The sequence below is a fragment of the Streptomyces sp. TRM49041 genome (genome assembly GCF_008271805.1).
Taxonomy (GTDB): Bacteria; Actinomycetota; Actinomycetes; order Streptomycetales; family Streptomycetaceae; genus Streptomyces.
Window position 1 is genome coordinate 14,312 of sequence record NZ_VSRY01000083.1, and the last position, 24,613, is coordinate 38,924.

Annotated in this window: 23 protein-coding genes and 2 pseudogenes; 19 read left to right on the forward strand and 6 right to left on the reverse strand. The window is 73.9% G+C overall.

The annotated features are described in order from the left end of the window. The first annotated feature begins 136 nt into the window (after nucleotides 1–136). The 5 genes and pseudogenes from FVS66_RS06340 to FVS66_RS06360 all read left to right on the forward strand — a co-directional run bounded on the left by FVS66_RS06340 (nucleotide 137) and on the right by FVS66_RS06360 (nucleotide 4,388). On the forward strand, nucleotides 137–1,111 hold the full coding sequence (locus tag FVS66_RS06340) for an NADPH:quinone oxidoreductase family protein (RefSeq protein WP_149180002.1): 975 nt from the start codon (nucleotides 137–139) through the stop codon (nucleotides 1,109–1,111). After that, nucleotides 1,108–2,307 carry an acyl-CoA dehydrogenase family protein gene (locus tag FVS66_RS06345; RefSeq protein WP_149180003.1) on the forward strand — a complete coding sequence of 400 codons (1,200 nt, stop codon included), beginning with the start codon at nucleotides 1,108–1,110 and terminating at the stop codon, nucleotides 2,305–2,307. The genes FVS66_RS06340 and FVS66_RS06345 overlap by 4 nt, the downstream gene beginning before the upstream one ends. Beyond that, complete coding sequence (locus FVS66_RS06350; RefSeq protein ID WP_149180004.1) at nucleotides 2,304–3,377, forward strand: acyl-CoA dehydrogenase family protein; 1,074 nt, start codon at nucleotides 2,304–2,306, stop codon at nucleotides 3,375–3,377. The genes FVS66_RS06345 and FVS66_RS06350 overlap by 4 nt, the downstream gene beginning before the upstream one ends. Before the next feature lie 22 nt (nucleotides 3,378–3,399). Further along, a pseudogene (locus tag FVS66_RS06355) lies at nucleotides 3,400–4,068 on the forward strand (ATP-binding cassette domain-containing protein). A gap of 125 nt (nucleotides 4,069–4,193) precedes the next feature. Continuing rightward, complete coding sequence (locus FVS66_RS06360; RefSeq protein ID WP_149180005.1) at nucleotides 4,194–4,388, forward strand: hypothetical protein; 195 nt, start codon at nucleotides 4,194–4,196, stop codon at nucleotides 4,386–4,388. A 13-nt stretch (nucleotides 4,389–4,401) separates the two neighbouring features. Here FVS66_RS06360 and FVS66_RS06365 read toward each other — a convergent pair whose 3' ends face one another. From FVS66_RS06365 to FVS66_RS06375, 3 genes are all read right to left on the reverse strand, one after another. Beyond that, complete coding sequence (locus FVS66_RS06365; protein WP_149180006.1) at nucleotides 4,402–5,715, reverse strand: phosphodiester glycosidase family protein; 1,314 nt, start codon at nucleotides 5,713–5,715, stop codon at nucleotides 4,402–4,404. Between the two features lie 63 nt (nucleotides 5,716–5,778). Next, entirely contained in the window at nucleotides 5,779–6,156 is a 378-nt protein-coding gene (locus FVS66_RS06370) for a DUF779 domain-containing protein (protein WP_149180007.1), read from the reverse strand. Continuing rightward, entirely contained in the window at nucleotides 6,153–6,950 is a 798-nt protein-coding gene (locus FVS66_RS06375; protein ID WP_149180008.1) for an AAC(3) family N-acetyltransferase, read from the reverse strand. The genes FVS66_RS06370 and FVS66_RS06375 overlap by 4 nt, the downstream gene beginning before the upstream one ends. A gap of 76 nt (nucleotides 6,951–7,026) precedes the next feature. Between FVS66_RS06375 and FVS66_RS06380 the strand changes: the two genes are divergently transcribed. The 5 genes and pseudogenes from FVS66_RS06380 to FVS66_RS35735 all read left to right on the forward strand — a co-directional run bounded on the left by FVS66_RS06380 (nucleotide 7,027) and on the right by FVS66_RS35735 (nucleotide 12,114). Further along, complete coding sequence (locus tag FVS66_RS06380) at nucleotides 7,027–7,959, forward strand: LysR family transcriptional regulator (protein WP_149180009.1); 933 nt, start codon at nucleotides 7,027–7,029, stop codon at nucleotides 7,957–7,959. Nucleotides 7,960–8,053: 94 nt separating this feature from the next. Then, nucleotides 8,054–8,914 (forward strand): aldo/keto reductase, encoded by an 861-nt coding sequence (locus FVS66_RS06385; RefSeq protein WP_149180022.1) that lies wholly within the window; start codon nucleotides 8,054–8,056, stop codon nucleotides 8,912–8,914. 104 nt (nucleotides 8,915–9,018) lie between these two features. Continuing rightward, complete coding sequence (locus FVS66_RS06390) at nucleotides 9,019–10,230, forward strand: RNA ligase (RefSeq protein ID WP_149180010.1); 1,212 nt, start codon at nucleotides 9,019–9,021, stop codon at nucleotides 10,228–10,230. A 4-nt stretch (nucleotides 10,231–10,234) separates the two neighbouring features. Continuing rightward, nucleotides 10,235–11,164, forward strand: coding sequence for an AAA family ATPase (locus tag FVS66_RS06395; RefSeq protein ID WP_262386831.1), 930 nt, complete (start codon nucleotides 10,235–10,237; stop codon nucleotides 11,162–11,164). Between the two features lie 21 nt (nucleotides 11,165–11,185). Beyond that, a pseudogene (locus FVS66_RS35735) lies at nucleotides 11,186–12,114 on the forward strand (PfkB family carbohydrate kinase). Here the strand turns inward: FVS66_RS35735 and FVS66_RS06405 are convergent. Then, nucleotides 12,035–12,421 (reverse strand): peptidase M23, encoded by a 387-nt coding sequence (locus FVS66_RS06405; RefSeq protein WP_149180012.1) that lies wholly within the window; start codon nucleotides 12,419–12,421, stop codon nucleotides 12,035–12,037. The pseudogene FVS66_RS35735 and the gene FVS66_RS06405 overlap by 80 nt on opposite strands. Before the next feature lie 335 nt (nucleotides 12,422–12,756). Here FVS66_RS06405 and FVS66_RS06410 point away from each other — a divergent pair, with 335 nt between their 5' ends. The 5 genes from FVS66_RS06410 to FVS66_RS06430 all read left to right on the forward strand — a co-directional run bounded on the left by FVS66_RS06410 (nucleotide 12,757) and on the right by FVS66_RS06430 (nucleotide 19,263). Next, nucleotides 12,757–15,888, forward strand: coding sequence for a BTAD domain-containing putative transcriptional regulator (locus FVS66_RS06410; RefSeq protein ID WP_149180013.1), 3,132 nt, complete (start codon nucleotides 12,757–12,759; stop codon nucleotides 15,886–15,888). A gap of 92 nt (nucleotides 15,889–15,980) precedes the next feature. Continuing rightward, a complete protein-coding gene (locus tag FVS66_RS06415; RefSeq protein ID WP_149180014.1) occupies nucleotides 15,981–16,649 on the forward strand; it encodes a M15 family metallopeptidase in 669 nt (222 codons plus the stop codon). 81 nt (nucleotides 16,650–16,730) lie between these two features. Then, a complete protein-coding gene (locus tag FVS66_RS06420) occupies nucleotides 16,731–17,417 on the forward strand; it encodes an RNA polymerase sigma factor (protein WP_399224982.1) in 687 nt (228 codons plus the stop codon). A 66-nt stretch (nucleotides 17,418–17,483) separates the two neighbouring features. Continuing rightward, nucleotides 17,484–18,365: an NlpC/P60 family protein gene (locus FVS66_RS06425; RefSeq protein ID WP_149180015.1), complete on the forward strand. Its 882-nt coding sequence runs from the start codon at nucleotides 17,484–17,486 to the stop codon at nucleotides 18,363–18,365. Between the two features lie 124 nt (nucleotides 18,366–18,489). Beyond that, nucleotides 18,490–19,263 (forward strand): M23 family metallopeptidase, encoded by a 774-nt coding sequence (locus FVS66_RS06430; protein ID WP_262386832.1) that lies wholly within the window; start codon nucleotides 18,490–18,492, stop codon nucleotides 19,261–19,263. 88 nt (nucleotides 19,264–19,351) lie between these two features. Here FVS66_RS06430 and FVS66_RS06435 read toward each other — a convergent pair whose 3' ends face one another. After that, nucleotides 19,352–19,735, reverse strand: a complete 384-nt coding sequence (locus FVS66_RS06435) for a hypothetical protein (RefSeq protein ID WP_149180016.1) — start codon at nucleotides 19,733–19,735, stop codon at nucleotides 19,352–19,354. A 220-nt stretch (nucleotides 19,736–19,955) separates the two neighbouring features. Between FVS66_RS06435 and FVS66_RS06440 the strand changes: the two genes are divergently transcribed. The 3 genes from FVS66_RS06440 to FVS66_RS06450 all read left to right on the forward strand — a co-directional run bounded on the left by FVS66_RS06440 (nucleotide 19,956) and on the right by FVS66_RS06450 (nucleotide 22,121). After that, complete coding sequence (locus FVS66_RS06440; RefSeq protein WP_149180017.1) at nucleotides 19,956–20,375, forward strand: hypothetical protein; 420 nt, start codon at nucleotides 19,956–19,958, stop codon at nucleotides 20,373–20,375. Nucleotides 20,376–20,428: 53 nt separating this feature from the next. Continuing rightward, nucleotides 20,429–21,640, forward strand: coding sequence for a hypothetical protein (locus tag FVS66_RS06445; protein WP_149180018.1), 1,212 nt, complete (start codon nucleotides 20,429–20,431; stop codon nucleotides 21,638–21,640). Between the two features lie 151 nt (nucleotides 21,641–21,791). Further along, on the forward strand, nucleotides 21,792–22,121 hold the full coding sequence (locus tag FVS66_RS06450; RefSeq protein WP_149180019.1) for a TfoX/Sxy family protein: 330 nt from the start codon (nucleotides 21,792–21,794) through the stop codon (nucleotides 22,119–22,121). On the opposite strand, the gene FVS66_RS06455 is transcribed toward FVS66_RS06450, so the two are convergent. After that, nucleotides 22,094–23,959, reverse strand: coding sequence for a glycoside hydrolase family 15 protein (locus FVS66_RS06455; RefSeq protein ID WP_149180020.1), 1,866 nt, complete (start codon nucleotides 23,957–23,959; stop codon nucleotides 22,094–22,096). The genes FVS66_RS06450 and FVS66_RS06455 overlap by 28 nt on opposite strands. 459 nt (nucleotides 23,960–24,418) lie before the next feature. On the opposite strand from FVS66_RS06455, the gene FVS66_RS35405 reads away from it, so the two are divergent. Next, nucleotides 24,419–24,613: hypothetical protein (locus tag FVS66_RS35405; protein ID WP_222946899.1), on the forward strand; the 195-nt coding region annotated here is incomplete at its 3' end.

Consider the following 24,613-nt stretch of genomic DNA (forward strand, 5'->3'; position numbering starts at 1 on the left):
CCGGGTGGCCGCCAGGGGCGGCGGCCACCCCGCCGAAGAAGTCCGGGGCAGCTGTTCCCCGAAGAGCAAGCGACCGCTTAGTATGCAAACCACAGCGGTACTGCCCTACTGCCCCGACTCTTCTGTGGAGGCCCCCATGCAGGCATGGCGCGTGCACCGGAACGGCGAACCGAGCGAGGTGATGCTCCTCGAGGAGGCCGACAGGCCAACGCCGGGCCCCGGGCAGGTGCTCCTCCAGGTGCGGGCCGCGAACATCAACTTCCCCGACGCGCTGCTCTGCCGCGGGCAGTACCAGGTCCGCCCGCCGCTGCCCTTCACCCCGGGGGTCGAGATCTGCGGCGAGACCGAGGACGGCCGCCGGGTGATCACCACGCCCGCCCTGCCGTACGGCGGCCTCGCCGAGTACGCCGTCGCCGACGAGGCCGCGCTGCTGCCCGCGCCCGAGGCGCTCGACGACGCGGAGGCCGCCGCCCTGCACATCGGCTACCAGACCGGCTGGTTCGGCCTGCACCGGCGGGCCGGCCTCCAGGAGGGCGAGACCCTGCTGGTGCACGCCGCCGCGGGCGGGGTCGGCAGCGCCGCCGTCCAACTCGGCAAGGCGGCGGGCGCCCGCGTCATCGGCGTCGTGGGCGGCCCCGACAAGGCCGCCGCGGCCCGCGCGCTCGGCTGCGACGACGTCGTCGACCGGCGCACCGACGACGTCGTCGCAGCCGTCAAGGACGCCACCGGCGGCCGCGGCGCCGACGTGATCTACGACCCGGTCGGCGGCTCCGCCTACGCCGCGTCCGCCAAGTGCGTGGCCTTCGAGGGCCGCATCGTCGTGGTCGGCTTCGCCAGCGGCGACATCCCGGCGCCCGCCCTCAACCACGCCCTGGTGAAGAACTACTCGATCCTCGGCCTGCACTGGGGCCTGTACAACCAGAAGGACCCCGCCGCCGTCCGGCACTGCCACGACACCCTCACCGGCTACGCGGCGAAGGGCCTGATCAAGCCGCTCGTCAGCGAACGCGTCGCGTTCGGCGGCGCGGCCGCGGCCGTGCAGCGTGTCGCCGACGGCACCACCACCGGGCGCCTCGTCGTCCTCCCCGGCCAGAAAGGAGCCGCACGATGAGCGACACCGCCGAGCCCGAGACCGCCGCCGCCCTGCGCGAGAAGGTCCGGGACCTGCTCGCCGCCCATCCACCCGCGACCACCGGACGCACCGAATTCCTCCGCGCCCGCTTCGACGCCGGACTGGCCTGGGTGCACCACCCGGAGGGCCTCGGCGGCCTCGGCGCGCCCCGTTCCCTCCAGGCCGTCGTGGACGCCGAACTCGCGGCGGCCGGGGCGCCCGACAACGACCCGCGCCGCATCGGCATCGGCCTCGGCATGGCCGCGCCGACGATCCTCGCTTACGGCACCGAGGAGCAGAAGCTCCGCTTCCTGCGCCCCCTGTGGACCGGTGAGGAGGTCTGGTGCCAGCTCTTCAGCGAGCCCGGCGCCGGCTCCGACCTCGCCGCCCTCGGCACCCGCGCCGTCCGGGACGGCGACCATTGGGTGGTGGACGGGCAGAAGGTCTGGACGTCCAGCGCCCACACGGCCCGCTGGGCGATCCTCATCGCCCGCACCGACCCCGATGCGCCCAAGCACCGCGGCATCACCTACTTCCTGTGCGACATGACCGACCCGGGCGTGGAGGTCCGGCCGCTGCGCCAGATCACCGGCGAGGCCGAGTTCAACGAGGTCTTCCTGACTGGTGTGCGCGTCCCGGACAGCCACCGCCTCGGCGCTGTCGGGGACGGCTGGAGCGTCGCCCGGACCACGCTCATGAACGAGCGCGTCGCCATCGGCGGCGGCCGCGTCCCCCGCGAGGGCGGCATGATCGGGCGCGCCGCCGACACCTGGCGAACTCGCCCCGAGCTGCGCAGCCACGAACTGCACCAGCGCATCCTGGACCTGTGGGTGGACGCCGAGGTGGCCCGGCTGACCGGCGAACGGCTGCGCCAGCAGCTCGCCGTCGGCCGGCCCGGCCCCGAGGGCAGCGCCATGAAGCTCGCCTTCGCCCGCCTCAACCAGGAGATCAGCGGCCTGGAGGTGGAACTGCTCGGCGAGGAGGGGCTGCTGTACGACGACTGGACCATGCGCCGCCCCGAACACGTCGACTTCACCGGGCGCGACGCCGGATACCGCTATCTGCGCTCGAAGGGCAACTCCATCGAGGGCGGCACGACCGAAGTACTCCTGAACATCGTCGCCGAGCGCGTCCTCGGACTGCCCGCCGAGCCGCGCGACGACAAGGACGTTCCCTGGAAGGACCTCGCGCGATGACGGACCTGCTCTACTCCGAGGCCGAGTCCGACCTGCGGGCCGCCGTACGTGCCCTGCTCACGGACCGGGCCGACCCGGCGGAGCTCACCGCCCGCCTCGAAACGCCCGCCCTGCACGACGCCGGCCTCTGGCGCGCCCTCGCCGCGGACATCGGCGCCGCCGGGCTCCTCGTCCCCGAGAAGCTCGGCGGTCAGGGCGCGAGCCACCGCGAGGCCGCCGTCGTGCTGGAGGAGCTGGGCCGCGCGGTGACCCCGGTCCCGTACCTCACCAGCTCCGTCATCGCCACCGAGACGCTGCTCGCCCTCGGCCCCGCCGACGCCGCCGACGAACTGATCGCGGACCTCGCCACCGGCCGTAGGGCCGCGGTGCTCACCGTCCCGCTGCCCACCGGCCCCGACGCACCCGCCCCGGCGGACGGCACGGTCACCGCCGTCGCGGACGCCGCACTCGCCGACGTACTCCTCGTACCGCGCCCGGACGGGCTGTACGCGGTCGACGCGGCGGACGCGACCGTGGAGCCGCAGACCCCGCTCGACCTGACCCGCCCGCTCGCCGCCGTGACGCCCGACGCGCCCGGCACCCGCCTCGCGGACGCGGACGCCGCCCGCGGGGCGGTACGCCGCGGCCTCCTGGCCGGGGCGGGCCTGCTCGCCTCCGAACAGCTCGGGCTCGCCGAGTGGTGCCTGGAGGAGGCGGTGCGGCATACCGGGACCCGCCACCAGTTCAACCGGCCGCTCGGCTCGTTCCAGGCGCTCAAGCACCGTATGGCCCAGCTGTGGCTGGAGGTCACCGGCGCCCGCGCCGCCGCCCGCAACGCCGCCGACGCGCTCGCCACCGGCAGCCCGGAGGCGCCCCTCGCGGTGGCCGTCGCCCAGGCGTACTGCTCCCGGGTCGCCGTGCACGCGGCCGAGGAGTGCGTCCAGCTGCACGGCGGCACCGGCATGACCTGGGAGCACCCGGCGCACATGTACCTCAAGCGGGCCAAGGCCGACCAGCTGGCGCTCGGTTCGGCCGGCCACCACAAGGACGCGCTCGCCGCGCTCGTGGACCTTCCCGCCCCCGGCCGGTAAGGAGCCCCTGCGGAGTGGCGGCATGACCGCCCGATCCCGCTCGACCCACACGCGGCACAGCCGCCGCGGCCCTGGCCACAGCGCTGGCCAGGGCCGCGGCGGCCTGCTCGGCCCGAGCGGCTGCGGCAAGTCGACCCGGGCCCGCGTCGCCGCCCTGCTCCACCGTCCCGACGCGGGCCGGGTCACCGTCGCGGCCACGCGGTACACGGCCGGCGCCACTGCGCCCCGCGTGACCCGCGCGCCGCCATCGGTGTCGTCTTCCAGCAGCCCCGGCTCTCCGCCGACGCCCGGCTGTGCCTCCACGACCTGATCGGCGAACCCCTGCGTGCCACCGGCCGCCACACCGAGATCCCCGTACGCACCGCGTAACTCGCCCGCCGCACCTGGCCTCACCGACGACCTGCTCACCCGCCGCCCCCGCGAGGTCGGCGACGGACGGCTACAACGCGCCTGCCTCGCCAGCGCCCTGGTGCTGCGCCCCCGCCGGCTGGTGTGCGACGAGACGACCGCCATTCTCGACGCGTCCACCACGGCCGCACTGGTCGCCGTCGTCGAGGGCTACCGTCGCGAGCACGGCGCCGGGCTGCTCGCGGTCGGCCATGACCGGGTCCTGCTGGAACGCCGCTGCGATTGCACCGTGCACTGGGCCGCGCTCACCGAAGGCGCCGGCGCGGCCGCGTCCGGGACGTAACGCCCCGCCGCCGATTCGTACCCGTTCGGCCCACACGCCGTAGGGCCGTCCGGCGCCGCCGCTGGGCCAGACTGGCCGCCGAACGCCGCACGACCCGTGCGGTGCAGGGCCGAGGAGGGTGACACATGGCCGTATCCATCTCCGTCGTGGTGCTTCTGCTGATCCTGGCGTTGATCTTTCTGCGCAACGGCGGCCTGAAGGTCTCCCACGCGCTGGTCTGCGCGCTGCTCGGGTTCTTCCTCGCGGGCACCAGCCTCGCGCCCACCATCTACAACGGGGTGTCCGCCACCGCCGACGTCGTCAGCCGGGTCAAGCCGTAGGACCGCGGGGTCGTCAGCGGCGGACGAACACGCCGATCCCGTTGGGCACCGGCCGCTCGGCGCCGCCGCTGGGATGGTTCAGCACCCGCACCCCTGCGCCCCCGCCCACCCGGGCCACCAGCGTCGACGACCCGCCCCCGTCCAGGTTCACGCCGTCCGACGCGCCCAGGTCCCGCAGCAACTCCGCCACCTCCACGACCGTCAGCCCCCGCCGGAACCCCGGTGAGCCGTCGAGGGCGAGGAGCAGCAGCCGCCGGCCGCCCTCCGCGACACCCGCCGCCGAGCGCACCGCCGCCGTCACCGGGTCCATCCCGGCCGGCGGCTCACCGCCGCGCAGCACCGGGAACCCGCCCACCGCGAACCGGAAGAACACGCTCGACTCCGGCCCGGCGGACACCAGCCGGTAGTGGACGCGCACCCGGTCGCCGACCGTGAGCTCCCGCAGCCGCCGCGCGCCCGCCTCCCGCCCCACCAGCACCTGAGTACCCGGCGCGATCCGGCCCTCGCCCGGCTTGTCCGCGACCGCGGCGACCCGGCCGCCACGGATGCTCACCTCGTACGTCTCCGCACTGCACGGCGCGCCCCGGTCCGTATCCGTGCCGCACGTCGACCGCACCCGCGACACCGCTCCCCAGTCCCGGGTGAACAGCCCGACCGACCCGACCGGCAGCGCGTACTGGTTGAGCCCGCCCAGCCGCAGCGGCCCGTCCGGCGTCCGCACCACCCCTTCCAGCACCAGCTCTCCGAGGTGGGCCCGGCCGTCCTTGCCGACTCCCAGCACCATGCGGGCGTTCGTGCCGGGCGGCAGCGCGGGGCCGAACCGCTGCCCTCTCGGCACCGCCGCCTTCAGTGCCCGCCCGTCGGCCACCGCCGGGCCGACGGGGGCGCCGGTCGCGGGCACCCCGGGATGCTGACTTTCCGTCAGGTTAAAGAAGTCGCCGTTCACCGCGGCGACCGCACCTGACCCGTCGGCCAGCGCCGACAGCCGCGCCCGGGCCGCCACCGCACCCGGGTACAGCAGCTCCACCGACACCCGTGGGTGCCTCAGGTCGGCGGAGAGCAGATGCACCCGTGCCGTGCCCCGCGGTGACGGAACATCGAAGGTCCGGTAGCGGACGCCGGACGCGACCGCCTGCTCGCCGACCGCCCACCGGGCGGCTGTCCGTATGCCGGCCGCCCGCCCGTCGAACGCGCCCGTCGCATCCATCGGTCCAGCCGCGCCCGTCGCCCCGGCGGCCGGCGGCGTGGTGAGACCCGCAGCCGACAGCGCACACCCCACCAGCGCGACGAGCACCCCCGCCCGCCGCCACACCCCGCTCACGGCCATGGCGTCCCCCCATGCGTCGGGACAACTCACACAGGTCGCGGAAGAGTTGCCCGCCGGGCGCGGCTACGAACCGATCAGCCGGGAACGGAGCAGGAAACGTACGCCGTCCGGAGCCTCCAGTGAGAACCCGCTGCCGCGCCCCGCCACCACGTCCACGACGAGCCGCGTATGGCTCCACAGCTCGTACTGCGAGCGGGCCATCCAGAACGGCACCGGCTCCGCGACCCCGTCCACCACCAGCGACTCCAGCAGCACGTCCGACGCGCCCGTACGGAACTCGCCCGCCGGGTAGCACATCGGGGCGCTGCCGTCGCAGCAGCCGCCCGACTGATGGAACATCAGCGGCCCGTGGACCTCCCGCAGCCGCTGCAGCAGTCCAGCGGCCGCGGGGGTCAGCTCCACCCGCGACTCCACCCGCGCCTCCCGTGCCCCGTCCGTCATGGGCCCACCACCCTCCGGTTCGTGCCGAGCCACTCCCGTGCGAAGTCCACCGCGTCGGCCAGTCCCAGCAACCTGCACTCCGCCGCCCCCACACGTCCCGTCCGTACGGCGACGGCACCCGACCGCTCCAGGTCCGCGCCGAGCGCGTCGAAGTCGCCGTCGGCCAGGTCCACGTCCTGGTACGCCCACCACCTCCGTACCCCGGCCCTGTCCCGCACCACACACCGGTATGTGCGGCGCGGCGGCGCGGGCACCCGGTACTCGGCCAGGTGGAACGCCGAGCACGCCGCGAACCCCGCGCCCAGCAGCAGGATCCGCGCGTCCAGCTCGTACAGCCGGGCCAGCGGGGAGTCCTCGCCGAGGTGGTTGTCGCGGCGGTGACCGGCCACCACCTTCTCGGCGTACGGCCCGAGCGCGGCGAACGACGTCTGCGGATGGGCGCTGCGTACGGCGCCCGGCGCCGTGCGCACCAGCTCGGGCAGGACACCCACGCCGTACGACGCCATGGTCCGCGCGTCGTACGGCTCCATCGCCGCCCGGTGGGCGGCCTGCTGCCCGGCGGTCATCCCGCGGACCGCTTCCCGGTACGCCGGTGACGTGTCCGAATTGTGTGCGGTGAAGGTGGGTGCGACGAGGGTGCCGTCCGGGCCGAGCGCCGCGCGCAGCGCCCGCAGCACCGCCGCGCCCCCGCCCGCCACGGGGCCCACGGCCCGCAGCGAGGAGTGCACCAGCAGGAAACCGCCCGCCCCGACCCCCAGTGCGGACAGCTCCGCGGTCAGTCGCCGCTCGTCCATGGCCGCCCATCGTAGAGGCGGAAGCGCCCGTACCGGATGCCGGAAGCAGCCAAGCTCGGGTGCCTACACTGCGGCTGTGGAACTGAGGCACCTGGAGCACTTCGTCGCCGTCGCGGAGGAGCGGAACTTCACCCGGGCGGCGGCCCGGCTGCACCTGGCGCAGTCCGGTCTCTCCTCCTCGGTGCGGGCGCTGGAGCGGGAGCTGGGCGCCGAGCTGTTCGTCCGTACTCCGCGCGGGGCCGAGCTGACGGAGGCCGGGCGCGCGCTGCCGGCCGAGGCGCGGCGCACCCTCGACAGCGCGGCCGCGGCCCGGGACGCGGTCGCCGCGACGCGTGGCGTGGTGGGCGGGACGCTGACGGTGGGCGCCGAGCAGTGCATGGGCGCCGTCGACCCGCTGGGCGTGGTGGCCGCGTACACCGCCCGGTACCCCTCGGTGGGGGTACGCGTCGAGCAGGCCGGCTCGGCCCTGCTGCTGGAGCGGCTGGCGCGCGGGGGACTGGATGTCGCGTTCGTGGCGGGTGCGGGTGCCGCCGCCGGCACCGGCGCCGGCGGCGGCGTCCCGGAAGGGCTGCGGCTGCGCTCCCTCGCCACCGAGCCGCTCGTACTGATCTGCCCGCCGGACCACCCGCTCGCGGACCGCCCCACGCCCCCGGCCCTCGCCGACCTCGCCGACGAGGCGTTCGTCGAACTCACCCGGCACTGGGGCGCCCGCCGCGCCGCCGACGCCGCGTTCGCCGCCCAGGGGGTGAGCCGGGCGGCCGGGCTGCAGCTCGACGACGTCCACAAGGTGCTGGAGATGGTGGCCAGGGGCGCGGGCGTGGCACTCATGCCCCGCTCGGTCACCCGCAAGGAGCAGGCCAGGACCGTACGGGGCGTGCCCCTGGCGGACGACATCGCCTGGGAGGTGTCGGTGGCCCACTCCCGCCCCACCCCCGCGTCCCGGGCGTTCCTGGCACTCCTGGCGCTCCTGGAGCCGGGCGGCGGAACCGGGCCCGATCGCTCCGGCTGATGGCCGCCATCACCACCGGGTGTTGGACACGGACCCCCTGCCCCCGGAGGCTGGAGCGGTGACAGCGACACTCACCGCAGCGACGGACCGCACCATGCCGCACCGCCGGATCGGCCCCGTACGGGTCGGAGCGGTCGGCCTCGGCGCGATGCCCCTCTCCGTCCACGGCAGACCCGGCCGGAAACAGGCACTCACCACCCTGCACACCGCGCTCGACGCCGGGATGACCCTCATCGACACCGCCGACGCCTACCACAGCGACGCCCAGGACCCCGGACACAACGAGCTGCTCATCGCCGAGGCCCTGACCTCGTACGGCGGCGACACCTCCGACGTCCTGGTCGCCACCAAGGGCGGCCACACCCGGCCCGCCGACGGCTCCTGGGCCCTGGACGGCTCGCCCGCACATCTGCGGCGGGCCGCCGACCGGTCGCTGCGCCGGCTGGGCGTGGAGGCGATCGGCCTGTACCAGTTCCACCGCCCCGACCCCGCCGTCCCCTACGAGGAGTCGATCGGCGCGCTGAAGGAGCTGTGCGGCGCGGGCAAGGTCCGCATGGTCGGCATCTCCAACGCGGACCCCGACCGCATCAGGCTCTCCCGCACCATCCTCGGGGACCGGCTCGTCGCCGTGCAGAACCGGTTCTCGCCGTCATTCCGCGGCAGCCTGCCCGAGCTGCGGCTCTGCGACGAGCTGGGCATGGCGTTCCTGCCCTGGAGCCCGCTCGGCGGCATCGGGGGAGCCGGACGGCTGGGCACCGACCACTCCGCGTTCCACGAGGTGGCCGCGGAACTGGACGTGAGCCCCCAACGCGTCTGCCTGGCCTGGATGCTCGCACTGTCGCCGCACGTCATCCCCATCCCGGGCGCCCGGCGCACCGAGAGCGTCCTCGACTCGGCACAGGCACCCCACCTGACCCTGACCCCGCATCAACTGGCCCGCCTGAACACGGCCTGACCTGGCTGTGTGACCTGCGCCTCTCCCCGGCCGGGAGGGCGAAATCCAGTATCCCCCGGACCTCCCCGCACGTGAGAATGCGGCATCACCACGGGGAGGAATCCATGAGCAGCCAGACGTACCTGACGCTCGACGAGCTGCTGCCGCCGCTCGAACTGGCGGCGGCGCTCGACGCCGGGCACGTCACCCGCAAGCAGCACCCGGAACTGCCGCTGTCCCTCTACACATACACACGGACTGCGCAGTACGAGGCAATCTGGAACCGCGTCACCATCCGCTGCCGCGGACTCGTCGCGGACGACAGCACCGGCGAGATCGTCGCGCTGCCCCTGCCGAAGTTCTTCAACGTCGGTGAGCACACCGCCGGCCGCCCGTACGCCCCGCCGCTCCCGGACGAGCCGTTCGAGGTGTACGACAAGGTCGACGGCAGCCTCGCGGTGGTCTTCCACTACGCCGGCCGCTGGCGGGTCGCGTCCAAGGGTTCCTTCGTCAGCACCCAGGCCACCTGGGCGCAGCGCCGCCTCGACACGCGGGACACCACAGCCCTCACCCCGGGCGTGACGTACCTCGCGGAGATCCTGTACCCGCAGAACCGCATCGTCGTCGACTACGGCGACCGCCGCGACCTGGTGCTCCTCGCCGCGTTCGGCAAGGACGGCACCGAGATACCCCTCCCCGACGCCGCCCCTGCGTGGCAGCCGGTCGGCTCGGTCGTCACCGCCCGGCCCGCCATGCCGCTCGCCGAACTGCTCGCCCTCACCGAGGCGAACATCCTGCCCGGCGGCCGCCCCGCGACCGGCACGGACGCGGAGGGCTATGTGCTCCGCTTCGCGTCCGGGGTGCGGGCGAAGGCCAAACTCTCCGAGTACGTACGGCTCCACAAGGTCCTGACTGGTGTCACCGAGCGGGACATCTGGCGCGGCCACGGCATCCAGCGCTTCGCCGGCCTGCCCGCGAAGCAGGTCGCCCAGGCGCTCGGCTGCTCCGCCGCGGACATCGCCGCCTCGGACGGGCGGCCGCTGGACGCACTGCTGGAACAGGTGCCCGACGAGTTCGACGCCTGGGTGCGCGAGGTGGTCGCGCGGATCGAGAAGCAGGTGGCGGACCGCGAGCGCGCCGTCGACGACGCGTACCGGTCCTTGGCCCATCTCGCCACGGACCGCGGGGCCTTCGCCCGCGCGGTGAAGGACCTGCCGGACCGTGCCGTCCGCCCCGCCATGTTCCTGCGCCTCGACGGACGCCCCACCGAGCTGGTGACGTACCGTTCCACGAGGCCGGAGGCGTCCGACCCGTTCAAGACCGATGAGGAGAACTGAGCCCGTGCCCGTAGTGCCCGCACTGCCCGTCGTCCATGTCATGACGGGACTCCCCGCCTCGGGGAAGACGACCGAGGCACGCCGCCTGCAGCACGGGGCCGAGGGCCGGATGCGCCGGGTCAACCTCGACGACCTGCGCACCATGCTCGACGTCCCGGCGGCCGAACGCCGTTCGCACGCCCACGAGCGGACCGTCCTCGCGATCCAGGACGCGGCGGTGCGCGCGGCCGTCGACGGCGGCTTCGACGTCGTCGTCGACAACACCCACCTCACCCCGCACATCCCCAAGCGTCTCAAGGCCGCCGTGTCCGGGCTCGCCACCTTCGTCGTACACGACTTCACCGATGTGCCGGTGGAGGAGTGCATACGCCGCGACGCGGAGCGGGAAAGGTCCGTCGGCGGGGACGTCATCCGGCTCCTCGCCGACAAGCACACCAAGGCCCGCAAGGGCGGCTGGCGGCTCACCGAGGAGTGGCTCAACGACCAGCTGCCCGTGGAGCCGTACGTCGTGGACCCGGCGCTGCCGTCGGCGGTCATGTGCGACATCGACGGCACGCTCGCCCTCCGCGGCGACCGCGGCCCGTACGACTTCGGCCGCTGCGACGAGGACCTGCTGAACGTGTCCGTGCGGCGGGCGCTGCACGCGTTCCGGCGTGCCGACGGTGACACGGTCGTCCTGCTGTCGGGCCGGGGCGAGGAGCACCGCGAGAAGACCGAGGCGTGGCTGCGGCGCCACGACGTGCCGTACGACGAGCTGTGGATGCGCGCCGCCGGCGACGGCCGCCGCGACGACATCGTGAAGGCCGAACTCTTCGACCGGCATGTACGCCACCGCTTCTCGGTACGGGTCTCCCTGGACGACCGCGACCGTGTCGTCGCCGTCTGGCGCCGCATGGGCCTGCCGACCTGGCAGGTCGACTACGGCAACTTCTGAGCCGGGTTCGAGAGGAACCTCATGAGCACCGACACGGAGATCGACGTCCTCGTCCTGGGCGGCGCGGGCGTCGACACGATCGTGTAAGTCCCCGAACTGCCGCTGCCGGACGCCGACAGCTGCATGATCCGGCCCGGGATCGAGACCCGGGCCGGTCAGACCGGCGACTTCGTGGCTCTCGGGCTCAGCGCCCTTGGCCTGCGCACCCACCACCTCGACATGCTCGGCGACGACCACGAGGGAGACCTGGTCCTGGCCCTCCACCGCGACCGGGGCATCCCCTCACCAAAGTCCCCCTGCCCGCCGGCACGAAGCGCGCCGTCAACCTCGTCGGCCCCGACGGGCGGCGGCTCTCCCTGTACGACAGCACCCGCTCCCACGCCACGGACCGGCTGCCGGACCCCACGGTCCTGGCCCTCGCCTCGGCGAGCCGCCACGCCCATGTCTCCCTCACCCACCCGTGCGCCGCCGCCCTCCCCGTACTGCGCGCGGCCGCCGTCACCCTCTCGACCGACCTGCACGACTGGGACGGCACCAACCCGTACCACGAGCCCTTCGCCCACGAGGCGGACATCGTCTTCCTCTCCACCACGGCCCTGACCGACCCGGAACACACCATGCGCCGGATCGCCGGACACGGCCGGTCCCGGGCCGTCGTCGCCACGGCCGGAGCCGAAGGCGCGTACCTGCTGACCGACGGCGAACCGCCTACGTCCCTGCCCTGCTCGTGCCCGTACACGGCGTTGAGACCCGGGCCGCGTCGGGCATTCGCCCCCGTCTCCCGGCCGCCCCCCGAGGCGAGCGCCGCACACACGGGGCCGGTGAGAGCCGGCGCCGGTGCAAGCGGTACGAAGGCCGCCGCGGTCCCGGTCAGCGGCAGTCGGCGAAGTCCTTGGACACGCCCGGGATCGGGCTCATGTTGCTGCCGCCACGGACATACACGGCGCTGATCCAGCCCTTCGGGCCGCCGGCGTCGACCAGGAGCCACCAGTCGTTCACGTACGCGCCGTCGCGCACGGTGTCGCCCTGGTTCTGGCAGAACGCCGTGACGTTCATCGTGCTGACCTTCACACGGTCGTACGGAGGACACTGGAACGAGGCGCACGCGCGCATGTTCACGTCGGTCGCCCAGACGTACACGGTCGTGGCGTTCGCCGCGGCCTGGGCGGGGGCGGCGCCGATCAGGGTCGCGGCGACGCCGCCCGCCGCAGCTCCGGCCACGGCGATCCGGCGCAGTCGGCCGACATGCTTGATCATGAGGACTCCCTCGGTTGCGCATGGGGGGTGAGTGCTGTCGGCCGGGGGACCGGCGGCGCGCCGTCGGCGTATGAGTCCCCCGTACGGATGATTCGCGCCAACGTCGGTCATACGAGGGCGCCCACCCTCCCGTCCCCGTCGTGAAGGCGGACAGCGCTCCCAGCTCCCGAATGCGAGGTCACCCACTCCCGGAACCACCAGCCGTGCGCCGACGTGTACCGGACCGGACTGCCGAGGAAGACGGACAGGGCAGTCCGGTGCCGGTCGTGCCCGGGGCCCCCCGCCGGTATCGTCGCCACCCGTACGAGCGCCAAAGGCCGGGGACTCGGGGGACGATGCTCGAAGTGCGCCTTCTCGGCCCGGCCGAGGTGTGGGACGGGGACCGCCGGATCGCCCTGAGCGGCCCGAAACCGACCGCGATCCTCGCGGCACTGGTCGTGCACGCGGGGGAGGTCCTCTCCACCGACCGCCTGGTGGATCTGGTGTGGGAGGAACAGGCCCCGGTCACCGCGCGGGCGCTCGTCGCATCCCATGTCTCGGCGCTGCGCCGGGCCCTGGCCGGGGTGTCCGGAGGCGGCGCGGCCATCGGCACACGCTCGCCCGGCTACGTCGCCGAGGTGCCACGGGACCGTATCGATGTCCACCGCTTCGAGGAGGCCCTGGCGCTCGGCCGGCGCGCGGCCGCCGAGGGGCACCACGCCGAGGCCGCCGACATCCTGCGCGACGCCATGACCCTGTGGCGCGGCCAGGACGCGCTGGAGGGGCTGAGCCAGTCGTTCGCCCGGATCGAGGCGGCCCGCCTCGCCGAACTCCGGCGCGTGGGTCTGGAGGCCCGCTTCGCCGCCGAACTGACGCTCGGCTGCCGCGCGGAGATCGTCGCGGAGCTCTACACGCACGTGGCGGCCAACCCGCTGCGCGAGCGGCCGCGCGGCCAGCTGATGACCGCACTGTTCCGGACCGGCCGGGTGCCGGACGCGCTGCGCGTCTACCACGAGGGCCGCGAGCTGCTCGGAACGGAACTGGGCATCGACCCCGGTCCCGAACTGCGCGCCCTGCACCAGGCCCTGCTGACCGGGGACACGGCGGTGCTCGGCACGCCCGTCCCGTCGTCCACCGTCAGCACCGTGACGGGTGCCCGTACGTCCGGTTCCGGGTCGGTCGACGCCGTGCCCCGCCAGTCCACGGGTGGCGCGGACGGCGACGCCGACACCGGTGGACCTCCCATGCCCTGCCACCTCCCGCCCGACGTGGCCGACTTCGTAGGCCGGGAAGCCGAGATCACCTGGGCGACCGCCCTCCTCGTCGGCGCCGGCGACCCCGCGCGGACCGCCGCGCCCATGGGGGTCGTCTCCGGGCGCTCGGGCGTGGGCAAGACCGCCCTCGCCGTGCACATCGGCCACCGCCTCTCCGCCCGGTTCCCCGACGGGCAGCTCTTCCTCGACCTGCGGGCCTCGGACGCCGCGCCCGTCCACACGGCCGACGCCCTCGCACGGCTGCTGCGCGCGCTCGGCGTCGACCCGGACGCGCTGACCGGCGGCGTCGAGGACCTGGTCGGGGTGTACCGCACCCACATCGCGCGCCGCCGCATACTCCTCGTCCTCGACAACGCCGTCGGCGAGGCCCACCTGCGGCCCCTGCTGCCGCCAGGACCGGGCTCGGCCGTGCTGATCACCAGCCGGAGGCGCCTCGTCGCCCTCGAGGGAGCGGCCCACCTCGATCTGAAGGCCCCCGCCGAGGACGAGGCGCTGGCCCTGCTGACGAAGGTCGCCGGACCCGGGCGGGCCGAGACCGAACCCGGCGGAACCGCCGAGATCGTCGCACTGTGCGGCCGGCTGCCCCTGGCCGTACGCATCGCCGGCGCCCGGCTCGCCGCCCGCCCGCACTGGACGGCCGCCCGCCTCGCCGCCCGGCTGCGCGACGAGCGACGGCGGCTCGACGAACTCCAGGCCGGCGACCTGGAACTCCGGGCCAGCCTGGAACTCGGCTACGCCGAACTCGGCGAGCACCGCCGGCGCGCCCTGCGCAGACTGGCCCTGCTGGAACTGCCCGACTTCGCCGCCTGGGTGGCCGCGCCGCTGCTCGACGTGAGCCCCGACGACGCCGAAGAAGCCGTCGAAATCCTGGTGGACTGTCACTTCATCGAGCTGGTCGGCGTCGACGAGACCGGCCAGACCCGGTACCGCATCCACGACCTGGCCCGCGAACACGCCAGAGAGCGCTGCCTCTCGGACGAGACGGAAGAGGACCGCCGGGCGGCCGTGCTCCGGCTGGTCGACCACTGGCTGTCCCTCGCCGAGGCCGCGGCGGCCCGCGCACCCGGCGGAGCGGCCAGGCTCCTCCACGAGCGTCACTCCGGCACGCCCCTCGACCCGCTGCTCGCCCGGGACCTGCTGAGCAGGCCCGCCGCCTGGTTCGCGGCCGAGCAGGCATGCCTGGTCGCCGCCGTCACCCACTGCGCCGAACACGGTCTGCCGCGCGCCGCACGGGAACTCGCGGCGGTCCTCATAGCGAGTTCGGCGGCGCTCTACAACCAGTTCGACGCCTGGTCCCGCTCGCACACGGCCGCACTCGCCGCCGTACGCCGGAGCGGCGACGCCGAGGGAGAGGCATGGCTGCTCGACGGCCTCGGCCGGCTCCGCCTCGAACAGGACCGCTTCGACGACGCCTTCGCGTACTTCGGCGACGCCCTGCGCCTGTTCGACGAGACCGGCGTGGCGCGCGGCCGGGCCGGCGCCCTCACCGGGATGGGCGACGTCCGCCGCGAGCAGGGACGCTTCACCGAGGCCCTGGACCTCCTGCGAGCCGCGGCCGCCTCCTACCAGGAACCCGTGGACCCCGCCGCCCTCGCCCATATCGAGTACGGCATCGGAGCCGTGTACCGCGACCGGGGCCGGTACCCCGAGGCATGGGAAGCACTCACCCGCTCCCTGGAGCTGTACCGGGCGGCGGACGACCGGCAGGGCGAAGGGCTGAGCCTCCGCTCGCTCGCGCTCTGCCACCGCGCCCAGGGCGAACTGCCCGAAGCGGAGAGCCTGCTGCGGGACTCACTGCGCATCTTCGAGGAGACCGGGGACACCTTCGGCGAGATGTACGCGAGTCAGTCACTGGCCAAGGTCCAGCTGCGCCAGGGCCGGATCGCGCACGCGCGGGAGCGGCTCGAGCGGTGCCTCGACGTCACCCGGGAGCGCCGGGACCTCTTCGGCGAGGCACTCGTACGGCGCTCCCTGGGCGAGACACGGCTGGCCGCCGGCGACTGGGACGGGGCGACCGACGAGCTGCGCCGGGCGCTCGCCCTCTGGGACCGGATGGGGCTGCCGCTTTGGCGGGCCCGTACGGTACGGGACCTGGGCACCGCGGCCGCCGGCCGCGGCGACGAGGCCGCCGCCCGGGCGGCGTGGGCCGAGGCGCTGGAGGTGTTCCGCGAACTGGGCAGCCGGGAGGCCGAGGAGATGCGGCAGCAGGGCTGACTCCCGCCGCCCCACCGGCGCTTCGGCGGCTCACAGGGCTTCTGCAGAGGATCTGCAGCGCTTCTGCAGCGGCCCCGGACAAGCTGTGAACCGTGACAGACATCATCCTGCTCTCGGACCGGAGAGTCGCCGAGACCGGCGTCGCCGACACGGGTGAACCCCTGGTCGACCTGCGCGCGGCCGACGGGCTGCTCGTCGACGGGCGGAAGGCCGACGACGACGGCTCGTACGCCCACGTACGCGCCGACGTGGCCCGCCGTCTGCTCCTCGCCCAGCGCGAACTGCCCACCGGTGTACGCCTGCTGATAGTGGAGGGCTTCCGCCCGCCCGCGCTCCAGCGCAGCTACTTCGAGGAGTACGCCGCCGTGATGCGTGCCTCCCACCCCGGCGCGCCGGCGGAGCGCATCCGCGAGCTGGCGAGCGCGTACATCTCCCCGCCGGAGGTCGCCCCGCACGTCAGCGGTGGCGCGGTGGACCTGACCCTGTGCACCGAGGACGGCGTCGAACTGCCGCTCGGCACCGAGGTCAACGCCACCCCGGAGGAGAGCGAGGGCGGCTGCCGCACCGGCGCCGCCGACATCACGGCGGAGGCCAGGGCCAACCGGGAGCTGATGGGCCGGGCGCTGACCGCCGCCGGGTTCGTCAACTACCCGACCGAATGGTGGCACTGGTCGTACGGCGACCGGTACTGGGCGCTGATCGGTGGACAGCCGGCCGCCCGCTACGGGCCCGCCGAACGCCCGTCGGGCCTCCGCTCCTGACCGGCCTGAGCCACCGAGCCACCCGATCCGAACGAACCGCCCGCGTGACCGACCACCACGTGGACCATCCGGGGGAAGTACGTGCACACCATCCGCACCACCGCAAGGACCACTGCCACCACGACCACGACCACCACCGCCGCCGACTCCGGTGCCGGCCGGGCCGAGCAGTTCGCGACCGAACTGCTGGCCTGCGCCGACCGGATGACACCCGCGGAGTTCGACGCCCAGTTCACGGCCGTGATGCCCCGGCTGCGCCGCCGGCTGCTGGCCATGACCGGCAACCCGCACGACGCCGACGACCTGCTCCAGGAGACGTATCTGAGGCTGTCGCGCCGCGCCCGCGCCAGCAGCCTGTCCCGGCAGCGCCATCCGTACGCCTATACCTGCGCCGCCGCGAGGAACCTGCTCCGCGACTCCTGGCAGCACCCGTCCCGCCGTGAGCGCTGCACCGACCGGCTGCCCGAGGAGAGCTGGGACGGCGGGCTCGCCTCGCGCGAGGCCGAGGTGGCCACCGTCGCGCTGCTCAGCGTTCTGTCGCCGAAGGAGGCCGCCGCGGTGATCCTCGTCGACATCGAGGGCCTTACCCACGACCTGGCGGCCGAGCGGCTCGGCGCGCACCGCGGCACCGTCCAGCGCAACCGGATGCGCGGACTCGCCAAGATCCGGGCCGCGCTCGGCTCATACGAGACGGCCTCCCGCGCGGTCCCACGCGCGAAGGCAGCCGGCGGCGCGGCCCGCACGCCCACCCGTCCTGCCGCAGCCTGACCCGCTGCCGCAACCCACCCGGAACGGCCGCCCAGCGGCGGCACCTGAACAGGGGGAGACACGCACATGCGTCGCACCAACCGCACTCTCGTCCCGGCAGCCGGGGGACTGCTCCTCGTGGCCGTCCTGACCACGACCGGAGCGGGCCCCGCCACCGCGGCGCCGCCCGCCGCCGGCACCGCGGCGGCGGCAGCCGACTGCCGTCCGCTGACCAACGCACCGGCCCAGGCCGCCGCCGTGGTGAACGCCGCCTGCTCCCAGCTGGGCGTCCCCTACTCCTGGGGTGGCGGCTCCATCCACGGGCCGACATACGGTCAGGACTACCCCGGAGGCGGGCCCGGCGCCCACGACAGCCAGGTGAGGGGATTCGACTGCTCGCACCTGGTGCAGTACGCGGCCTGGCAGGGCGCCGGCATCCTGCTGCCCGAGGGTTCCTGGAACCAGGCCAAGTGGAGCGGCGCCACCGACCGCTTCAGCCGCGCGCAGGGCCTCGCCCCCCTCCAGCCCGGGGACCTGCTGCTGTGGGGCTCCGACCCGGACAACCTGAACTCCGTGCACCACATCGCCATCTACCTCGGCAACGGCAAGATGGTCGAGGCCCGTGAGTCCGGGACGCTGGTGATGGTCAGCGATGTACGGCTCAACGGGCAGTACGCGGGCGCCCTCCGCATCACCGGCGGCGACCGGCCGCCGGGGAACACCAAGCGCTTTGTGACCTGGGGCACGGACGTGAGCCTGCGCCCCGACCCGAGTACCGGGAAGCCGCCCGTCACCCGGCTGCCGGGCCCCACCCCCGTGGACGTGCAGTGCCAGAAGCACGGCCAGACGGTCCACGCCGAGGGGCACAGCAACGACGCCTGGTCGTACCTGCCCAAGTACAAGGCGTGGATCTCCAACATCTACATCGACGACCCGGCCGCGTGGCTGCCCGGCGTCCCCGAGTGCTGACCCGAGTGCCGACCCGAGTGCCGACCCGAGTGCGGGCCCGGGTGCCGGCCCGGGTCCCGGGCCGCGTGCCGAGCACGCCTCCAACCTTCCCGCGTCCCGCAGTCCCCACCGAGGAGACCTTCCCATGCACATGAACAAGCGCACCAAGTCCATCGGCGTGCTCGCCGCCGCGACCGCCGTGGCCGCGCTGATCCCGTTCACCGCCGTCGCCGCCGAGGCCGCGCCCGCCCAGGCGGCCGGGTACGCCGGTGCCTGCCCCACCGCCGGCCGGGTGACCCAGGGCTATCACTCCGGCCACGACGGCGTCGACATCGCCAACAACCGCGGTACGCCGATCTACTCCGTCGGCCCCGGCACCGTCATCGTCTCGGGCACCGCCAGCGGATACGGCCAGTGGATCCGCATCCGCCACGACGACGGCACGGTCACCGAGTACGGTCACATGTACGAGCGCCTCGTGCGGGTCAACGACCGGGTGAACGCCGGCACTCTCATCGCGCGCATGGGTTCGGAGGGCCAGTCCACCGGCCCCCACCTCCACTTCGAGGCGCACAGCTCCACCTCCAGCACCCGCGGCACGGACCCCGTCCCGTACCTCGGCGCGCGCGGTGTCGGTCTGCCCTGCACCCCCGGCGGGGGCGGCACCCCCGGCACCAACTTCACCACCTGGGGCAGCGGTGTCCGGGTCCGCGCCGACGCCCGGCTGAACGCGGCCGTCGTCCATACCCTGAGCGGGCCGACCGCGGTGTACGTGGACTGCCAGAAGCGCGGCGACCTCGTGAACGCCGAGGGCTACAGCAACGACGCCTGGGCGCACATCCCGGCGCTCGGCGGCTACATCTCCAACATCTACATCGACCACAAGGACGCCTGGCTGCCGGGCGTCCGCACCTGCTGACACACGGAGGGACGCCCCCGGCACCGCGCGAGCGGGCCGGGGGCGTCCTCGCGTCGCGACGGGGACTCGCGGTCGTGCGGGCGAGCCGCTAGCAGGGACCCACGCCCGACGGGTCCTTGCCGATGTTGACGTTGCCGCCCCACACCCACACGTTGTGGCGCGTGGGCTGCATGACGTCGACCCCGTCGACGACATGGCCGCGATACCAGACGTCGGTGCCGTAGGTGCCGACCTTGACGTACTGGCCGCGGACGTAGCAGATCCCGTCCATGTAGTAGCGGTCCTTGACGGAGCCCGTGTTGAGGACGATCCGGCTGTTGGTCGTCGCCGCGGTCCTGACGTTGCTGTGGGTCTGGAGCGAGACGTAGAAGCGGGACGCGTCGGCGTGGGCGGTTCCGGCCGTGCCGAGCAGGGTGAGGGCGGCACCGGCGGCGAGGCCGGCGGCGGCGAGTCGGGCGCTGCGCTGGGACATGGAGGACTCCGTCGGTGTGGGCCCGTGGGGGCCGCGGGGTGGCTTTCCCGAGGGACGGTTCCCGCGGCCGTCCCGTATGTCGGCCGGGGTGTACAGGTGCGAGTGTGCGGAGGCCGGGTGGAGGGTTCCGGACGCCCTCATACGGGAGGCGCCGTCGCCCCGTCGAACGGGTGGTGCCGCACCCGCCGCACCGCACCACCCGGCGTCCGAAGGAGACGACATGCCGAGGAAGTCGACCCGGCTCACCGCCGTGCTGTGCGTCGGCGTGGCGGCACTGGGCGCGTTCGCGGCGACCGTGACCGCGGTGCCCGCCCAGGCGCACGGCGCGCGTCAGCCCGAGAAGAAGGTCTTCACCACATGGGCCACGGACGTCAACGCGCGCGTCGACGTGGCCGGTTCGGGGAGCTTCCGCTGCCCCGAGTTCCCCTCGCCGGCGAACTGCCCCAAGGTCACCGGCCGGTCGCAGCCCGGCGACCGGCTCGAAGTGACCTGCCAGACGAAGGGCCAGACCGTCGGCGGCAACCCGTACTGGGTGTACGTGGACAATCCGAACCGCGGTTTCCACGGCTGGACGGCGAGCTACTACATCTCCCACCCGGACAACCGGCTGCCGGGCGTCCCGCAGTGCTACGGGCCGTGACCCCCGCCGCCCGGCGACGCCGACCCGCCCCTCGGCCCCGGAGGCCCCTGAACATGGCACCGTACCGCTCCCACGCCAGCGCCCTGGTGGGTGCGCTGTCCCTCGGCCTGGTGGCGCTGCTGTCCTCCACCGCGGCCGCCACCCCCCGGCCCGCCGCCGCGAACGGGCCCGCACCGGGGCCGGCCGGTCCCTCCGTCCGGGCGGAGGTGCCCGCCGGAGTGACGGCGGGGGTCGCGGTCCTCGACCGGAGGACCGGCACGTTCACCGAGCAGTTGAACGCCGGCGCCCCGTTCCGGTCGGCCTCCGTGGTGAAGCTGCTCATCACGCTGGATCTGCTCTGGAACCGCGGTCCCGACGCGCTCTCACCGGCCGACCGCACCCGCGTCGACGCGATGCTGCGCGGCAGCGACGACAGCGCGGCGAGCCACTTCTGGGCGAACAACGGCCAGGGCGCCGTGATCGACCGGATGGTCCCCCGGCTCGGCCTGACGGACACCGCCCGGCCCCCGGCGACCCACCTCGGCTACTGGGGCTACACGGCCCTGTCGGCGCGCGACACCGTGAAGATCTACCGCCATCTGCTGGACTCGGCCCCGGCGGCCGTACGCGACTACGTGCTGGGCAATCTGCGACGGTCCACCCGCTGTGCCGCCGACGGCTACGACCAGCACTTCGGCGTCGCGGGCGCGTTCGACCGCCCCTGGGCGGTGAAGCAGGGCTGGTCCGGGTTCAGCTCCGGCGGCTGCACCGCCACCGCGGCCGCCCGTACGACGGCACCCGACGGTCCCACCACGCGGGCGGCCGCTGACGTGGGCACGCGGGCGGCCGCGGGCGCCGACGCCGTGGACCTCACCCGTCCGGCGCTCCACACGACAGGCGTCGTCGGCGCCGGGGACCGCTCGATCGTGGCCGTCCTCACCCTCCACCCGCAGGGCACGCCGTACGGCAAGGCGTACAGCGACCTCGGGCGGCTCACCCGCTCGCTGAACGTCCCCGGCGCCTCCCGGCCCGCCGGCACCTGGATCGGCACCTGGGGGAGCGGGGTGCGGGTCCGCGCCGGGACGACCACCGGCTCGTCGGCGCTCACCACGCTGCCGGCCGGGGTCGAGGTCCTCGTGTCCTGTCAGAAGCGCGGCCGGCAGGTAAGCGTCCCGCCGTATGTCAACGACTGGTGGGCGCATCTCCCCCAGTACGGCGGCTACATGACCAACATCTACGTCAAGTCGCCCGACAACCGGGTCCCGGGGGTTCCGGTCTGCGCATGACGTGGCCGCGGGGGCGGGGCGTCGCCATCCGTGTGACGGCCGCGCCCCGGACGGGTGCGCACCGGCCGGGTCGCTTGCGCGGCGGGCGGGCCGGGCGCACCGTACGCCGGGGACGGCGGCGCCCCCACGACCACGACGCTGGAGGACCGGCATGGCGTACGACGAAGGACTGGCCGAACGGATCCGTACCCGGCTGGGCGACCACCCGGCGGTCGGCGAGAAGCGCATGTTCGGCGGCCTGGCGTTTCTCCACGAGGGCAACATGGCCGTCGGCGTGATCGGCGACGAGCTGGTCGTCAGGGTCGGCCCCGACGCCACCGGTACGGCTCTCGCCCGGCCCGGCGCGCGGCCGTTCGACTTCACCGGCCGTCCCATGCGCGGCTGGGTCGTCGTCGCGGCGTCCGCGGTGGCCGAGGACACGGACCTCGACGCGTGGATCGACGAGGGCGTCGCCTACGCGGAGAGCCTCCCGCCCAAGTGACGGTCCGGTCCGTCAGCGGGCCCGGAGCGCGCTCGGGAGCCGTTCCGCGTGCCGTACAGGGCGAACGCCGAGTTCACCAGGGCCACATGGCTGAACGCCTGAGGTGTGTTGCCGAGCTGTCGGTACGTCACCGGGTCCCACTCCTCGGAGAGGAGGCCGACGTCGTTGCGTACGTCCAGAACCCGTTCGAACCTCTGCCGTGCCTCCTCCGGGCGGCCCGTCATGGCCAGCGCGTCGGCGAACCAGAGCGAGCAGGCGATGAACGTGGCCTCCCCTCCGGTCAGCCCGTCCACGGCGTGCACCTGGCCGTCGGTGTCCGCGTACCGGCGCAGGAAACCCTCATGGTCGAGGACGCGGGCGGCCTCCAGGGTGCCGCGCAGCCGACGGTCGTCCGGCGGGAGGAAACCGAGCCGGGGCAGCAGCAGCGAGGTGGCGTCGACCCCGCGCGAGCCGTAGAACTGGACGAAGCAGCCCTGTTCGTCGTCCCAGCCGTGCCGGAGCACGTCCTTCCGGATCTCCTCGCGCATGCCGCGCCAGCGGGCCGCCGACGCCCGAAGCCCGGCGACGCGGGCCAGGCGCAGCGCACGGTCCGCCGCCACCCACGACATGATCTTGGAGTGGACGAAGTGGCGCCGCGGACCCCGTACTTCCCACAGGCCCGCGTCCGGTTCGCGCCAGTGCTTCTCCACATGACGCATGAGCGAGGCCACCAGCTTCCAGGCGTGGCCGTCGAGCGGCACGCCCGCACGGAGGGCCGAGTACATGGTGTTGACGACTTCGCCGTAGACGTCCAGCTGGAGCTGGTCGACGGCGGCGTTCCCGAACCGTACGGGGCGGGAGTCCTCGTACCCGGACAGCCAGGGCGCGGGCGACTCGACGAGCCTGCGCTGGCCGGCCGCCCCGTACAGCGGCTGGAGGTCGTCGGGTTCACCCGCGACGGCGCGCAGCAGCCAGCCCGTCCACGCCTCGGCCTCCTCGCGGTAGCCGGAACGAAGAAGGCAGGAGAGGGTGAACGTGGAATCCCGTAGCCAGCAGAACCGGTAGTCCCAATTGCGTTCCCCTCCGACATGTTCCGGGAGGGACGACGTGACCGCGGCGACGATTCCACCGGTGGGCGCGTACGTGAGCGCCTTGAGGGTGATGAGCGAACGGACGACGGCATCACGGTGCGGGCCGTCGTAACGGCATTCCGACGCCCAGTCACGCCAGAATTCCATGGTGTCCGTGAGCGACGCGCCGGCGTCGGCGGACGGTGTTCCGGCGATGTGCGAGGGGCTCCAGGTGAGGACGAAGGTGACGCACTGTCCGGCCCGTACGGCGAAGTCGGACACCGTGGAGCTCTTCGTCGTCGAGGTGTCCACGTCGGCGTCGACGGCGAGGTGGGCCGAGTCGGGCCCGGCGACGGCGGTGACCACCCGGCCGTCGACCGTCCGCGTCCACGGCGTGACACGGCCGTTGTCGAAGCGTAGCCGCAACTCCCCCCGCATCTCGACGCGTCCGGCGACGCCCTCCACCCGACGGACGATCCGCGGGCCGTGCGGGCCGGTCTCGGTGAGGCGGGGCGGCATGAAGTCGGTGACCCGCACGGCACCCCACGCGGTCTCCCAGAGCGAGTCGAGCACGAGCGTCTCACCGCGGTAGGAGCGTCGGCTGCACCGACCCGCGCCGACGGGCGCGATCCGCCACAGGCCGTTGTCCTCGCCGCCGAGCAGGGCGGCGAAGCAGGCGGGGGAGTCGAACCGGGGAACACACATCCAGTCGATGGCCCCGTCCGTTCCGACAAGGGCTGCGGTCTCCAGATCTCCGATGAGGGCGTAGTCCTCGATTCGCCCGGCCATGCAGGGAATTGTAGTCCTGTGCGGGCCCATCGGCGGCATCCCCGGGAAATGACCGGAGCAATTCCGTCGCCATTGCCGAAAGGTTGGTACGCGCCTTCCGGGTGAATGGGTTTTCAGTCCCTGTCATAGGTCTTCGACGCCTTGCGCCCGCCGCAGGCGCGGTCGCGTCATGAAAGCCGTATCCGGCTGTGCGGAGGTGATGGGTGTGGTTTCTCGTCCGATCCGCCGGGCCGCTGTCTGCGGCGACACCCGCCGACCGACTCGGCGGCCGCGGCGGCGTGGGGCCCGCATCCTGCGCACCCCGGTCGAGGAGCGACGCCCCCGCAACACCCTGGTCGGGCATACTTGAATCCGAATGTACCGATTGGTAGTTGGTTGACGCGATATGCGTCTTGTGTTAAGCCGGAAATCGGAGCAATGAGCCCCCTGGGGCAGGCACCAAGGTCGGAAGAGGCACCCATGTCCTCCATCCAGGTAAGCCGGTACACGGCACCGGTCACAGCGCATCCGCTGCGGCGGGTGACGGACTGGCCCGCCGCACCCGGCTTCCGGTGCCGTGGCCACGAGGCGCGGGACAGGCATGGTGCCCATCCCGCCCGCCGGGCCTCCGACCGGGTCGCCAGGGCGGCGGCCGCGCACCGCACCGCGTGCCGG

What these genes read in the sequence shown, in the direction of transcription:
- FVS66_RS06340 (WP_149180002.1), top strand. Translation starts at nt 137, where the DNA reads ATGCAGGCATGGCGCGTGCACCGGAACGGCGAACCGAGCGAGGTGATG.
- FVS66_RS06345 (WP_149180003.1), top strand. Translation starts at nt 1,108, where the DNA reads ATGAGCGACACCGCCGAGCCCGAGACCGCCGCCGCCCTGCGCGAGAAG.
- FVS66_RS06350 (WP_149180004.1), top strand. Translation starts at nt 2,304, where the DNA reads ATGACGGACCTGCTCTACTCCGAGGCCGAGTCCGACCTGCGGGCCGCC.
- FVS66_RS06360 (WP_149180005.1), top strand. Translation starts at nt 4,194, where the DNA reads ATGGCCGTATCCATCTCCGTCGTGGTGCTTCTGCTGATCCTGGCGTTG.
- FVS66_RS06365 (WP_149180006.1), bottom strand. Translation starts at nt 5,715, where the DNA reads ATGGCCGTGAGCGGGGTGTGGCGGCGGGCGGGGGTGCTCGTCGCGCTG.
- FVS66_RS06370 (WP_149180007.1), bottom strand. Translation starts at nt 6,156, where the DNA reads ATGACGGACGGGGCACGGGAGGCGCGGGTGGAGTCGCGGGTGGAGCTG.
- FVS66_RS06375 (WP_149180008.1), bottom strand. Translation starts at nt 6,950, where the DNA reads ATGGACGAGCGGCGACTGACCGCGGAGCTGTCCGCACTGGGGGTCGGG.
- FVS66_RS06385 (WP_149180022.1), top strand. Translation starts at nt 8,054, where the DNA reads ATGCCGCACCGCCGGATCGGCCCCGTACGGGTCGGAGCGGTCGGCCTC.
- FVS66_RS06390 (WP_149180010.1), top strand. Translation starts at nt 9,019, where the DNA reads ATGAGCAGCCAGACGTACCTGACGCTCGACGAGCTGCTGCCGCCGCTC.
- FVS66_RS06405 (WP_149180012.1), bottom strand. Translation starts at nt 12,421, where the DNA reads ATGATCAAGCATGTCGGCCGACTGCGCCGGATCGCCGTGGCCGGAGCT.
- FVS66_RS06410 (WP_149180013.1), top strand. Translation starts at nt 12,757, where the DNA reads ATGCTCGAAGTGCGCCTTCTCGGCCCGGCCGAGGTGTGGGACGGGGAC.
- FVS66_RS06425 (WP_149180015.1), top strand. Translation starts at nt 17,484, where the DNA reads ATGCGTCGCACCAACCGCACTCTCGTCCCGGCAGCCGGGGGACTGCTC.
- FVS66_RS06430 (WP_262386832.1), top strand. Translation starts at nt 18,490, where the DNA reads ATGCACATGAACAAGCGCACCAAGTCCATCGGCGTGCTCGCCGCCGCG.
- FVS66_RS06435 (WP_149180016.1), bottom strand. Translation starts at nt 19,735, where the DNA reads ATGTCCCAGCGCAGCGCCCGACTCGCCGCCGCCGGCCTCGCCGCCGGT.
- FVS66_RS06440 (WP_149180017.1), top strand. Translation starts at nt 19,956, where the DNA reads ATGCCGAGGAAGTCGACCCGGCTCACCGCCGTGCTGTGCGTCGGCGTG.
- FVS66_RS06445 (WP_149180018.1), top strand. Translation starts at nt 20,429, where the DNA reads ATGGCACCGTACCGCTCCCACGCCAGCGCCCTGGTGGGTGCGCTGTCC.
- FVS66_RS06450 (WP_149180019.1), top strand. Translation starts at nt 21,792, where the DNA reads ATGGCGTACGACGAAGGACTGGCCGAACGGATCCGTACCCGGCTGGGC.
- FVS66_RS06455 (WP_149180020.1), bottom strand. Translation starts at nt 23,959, where the DNA reads ATGGCCGGGCGAATCGAGGACTACGCCCTCATCGGAGATCTGGAGACC.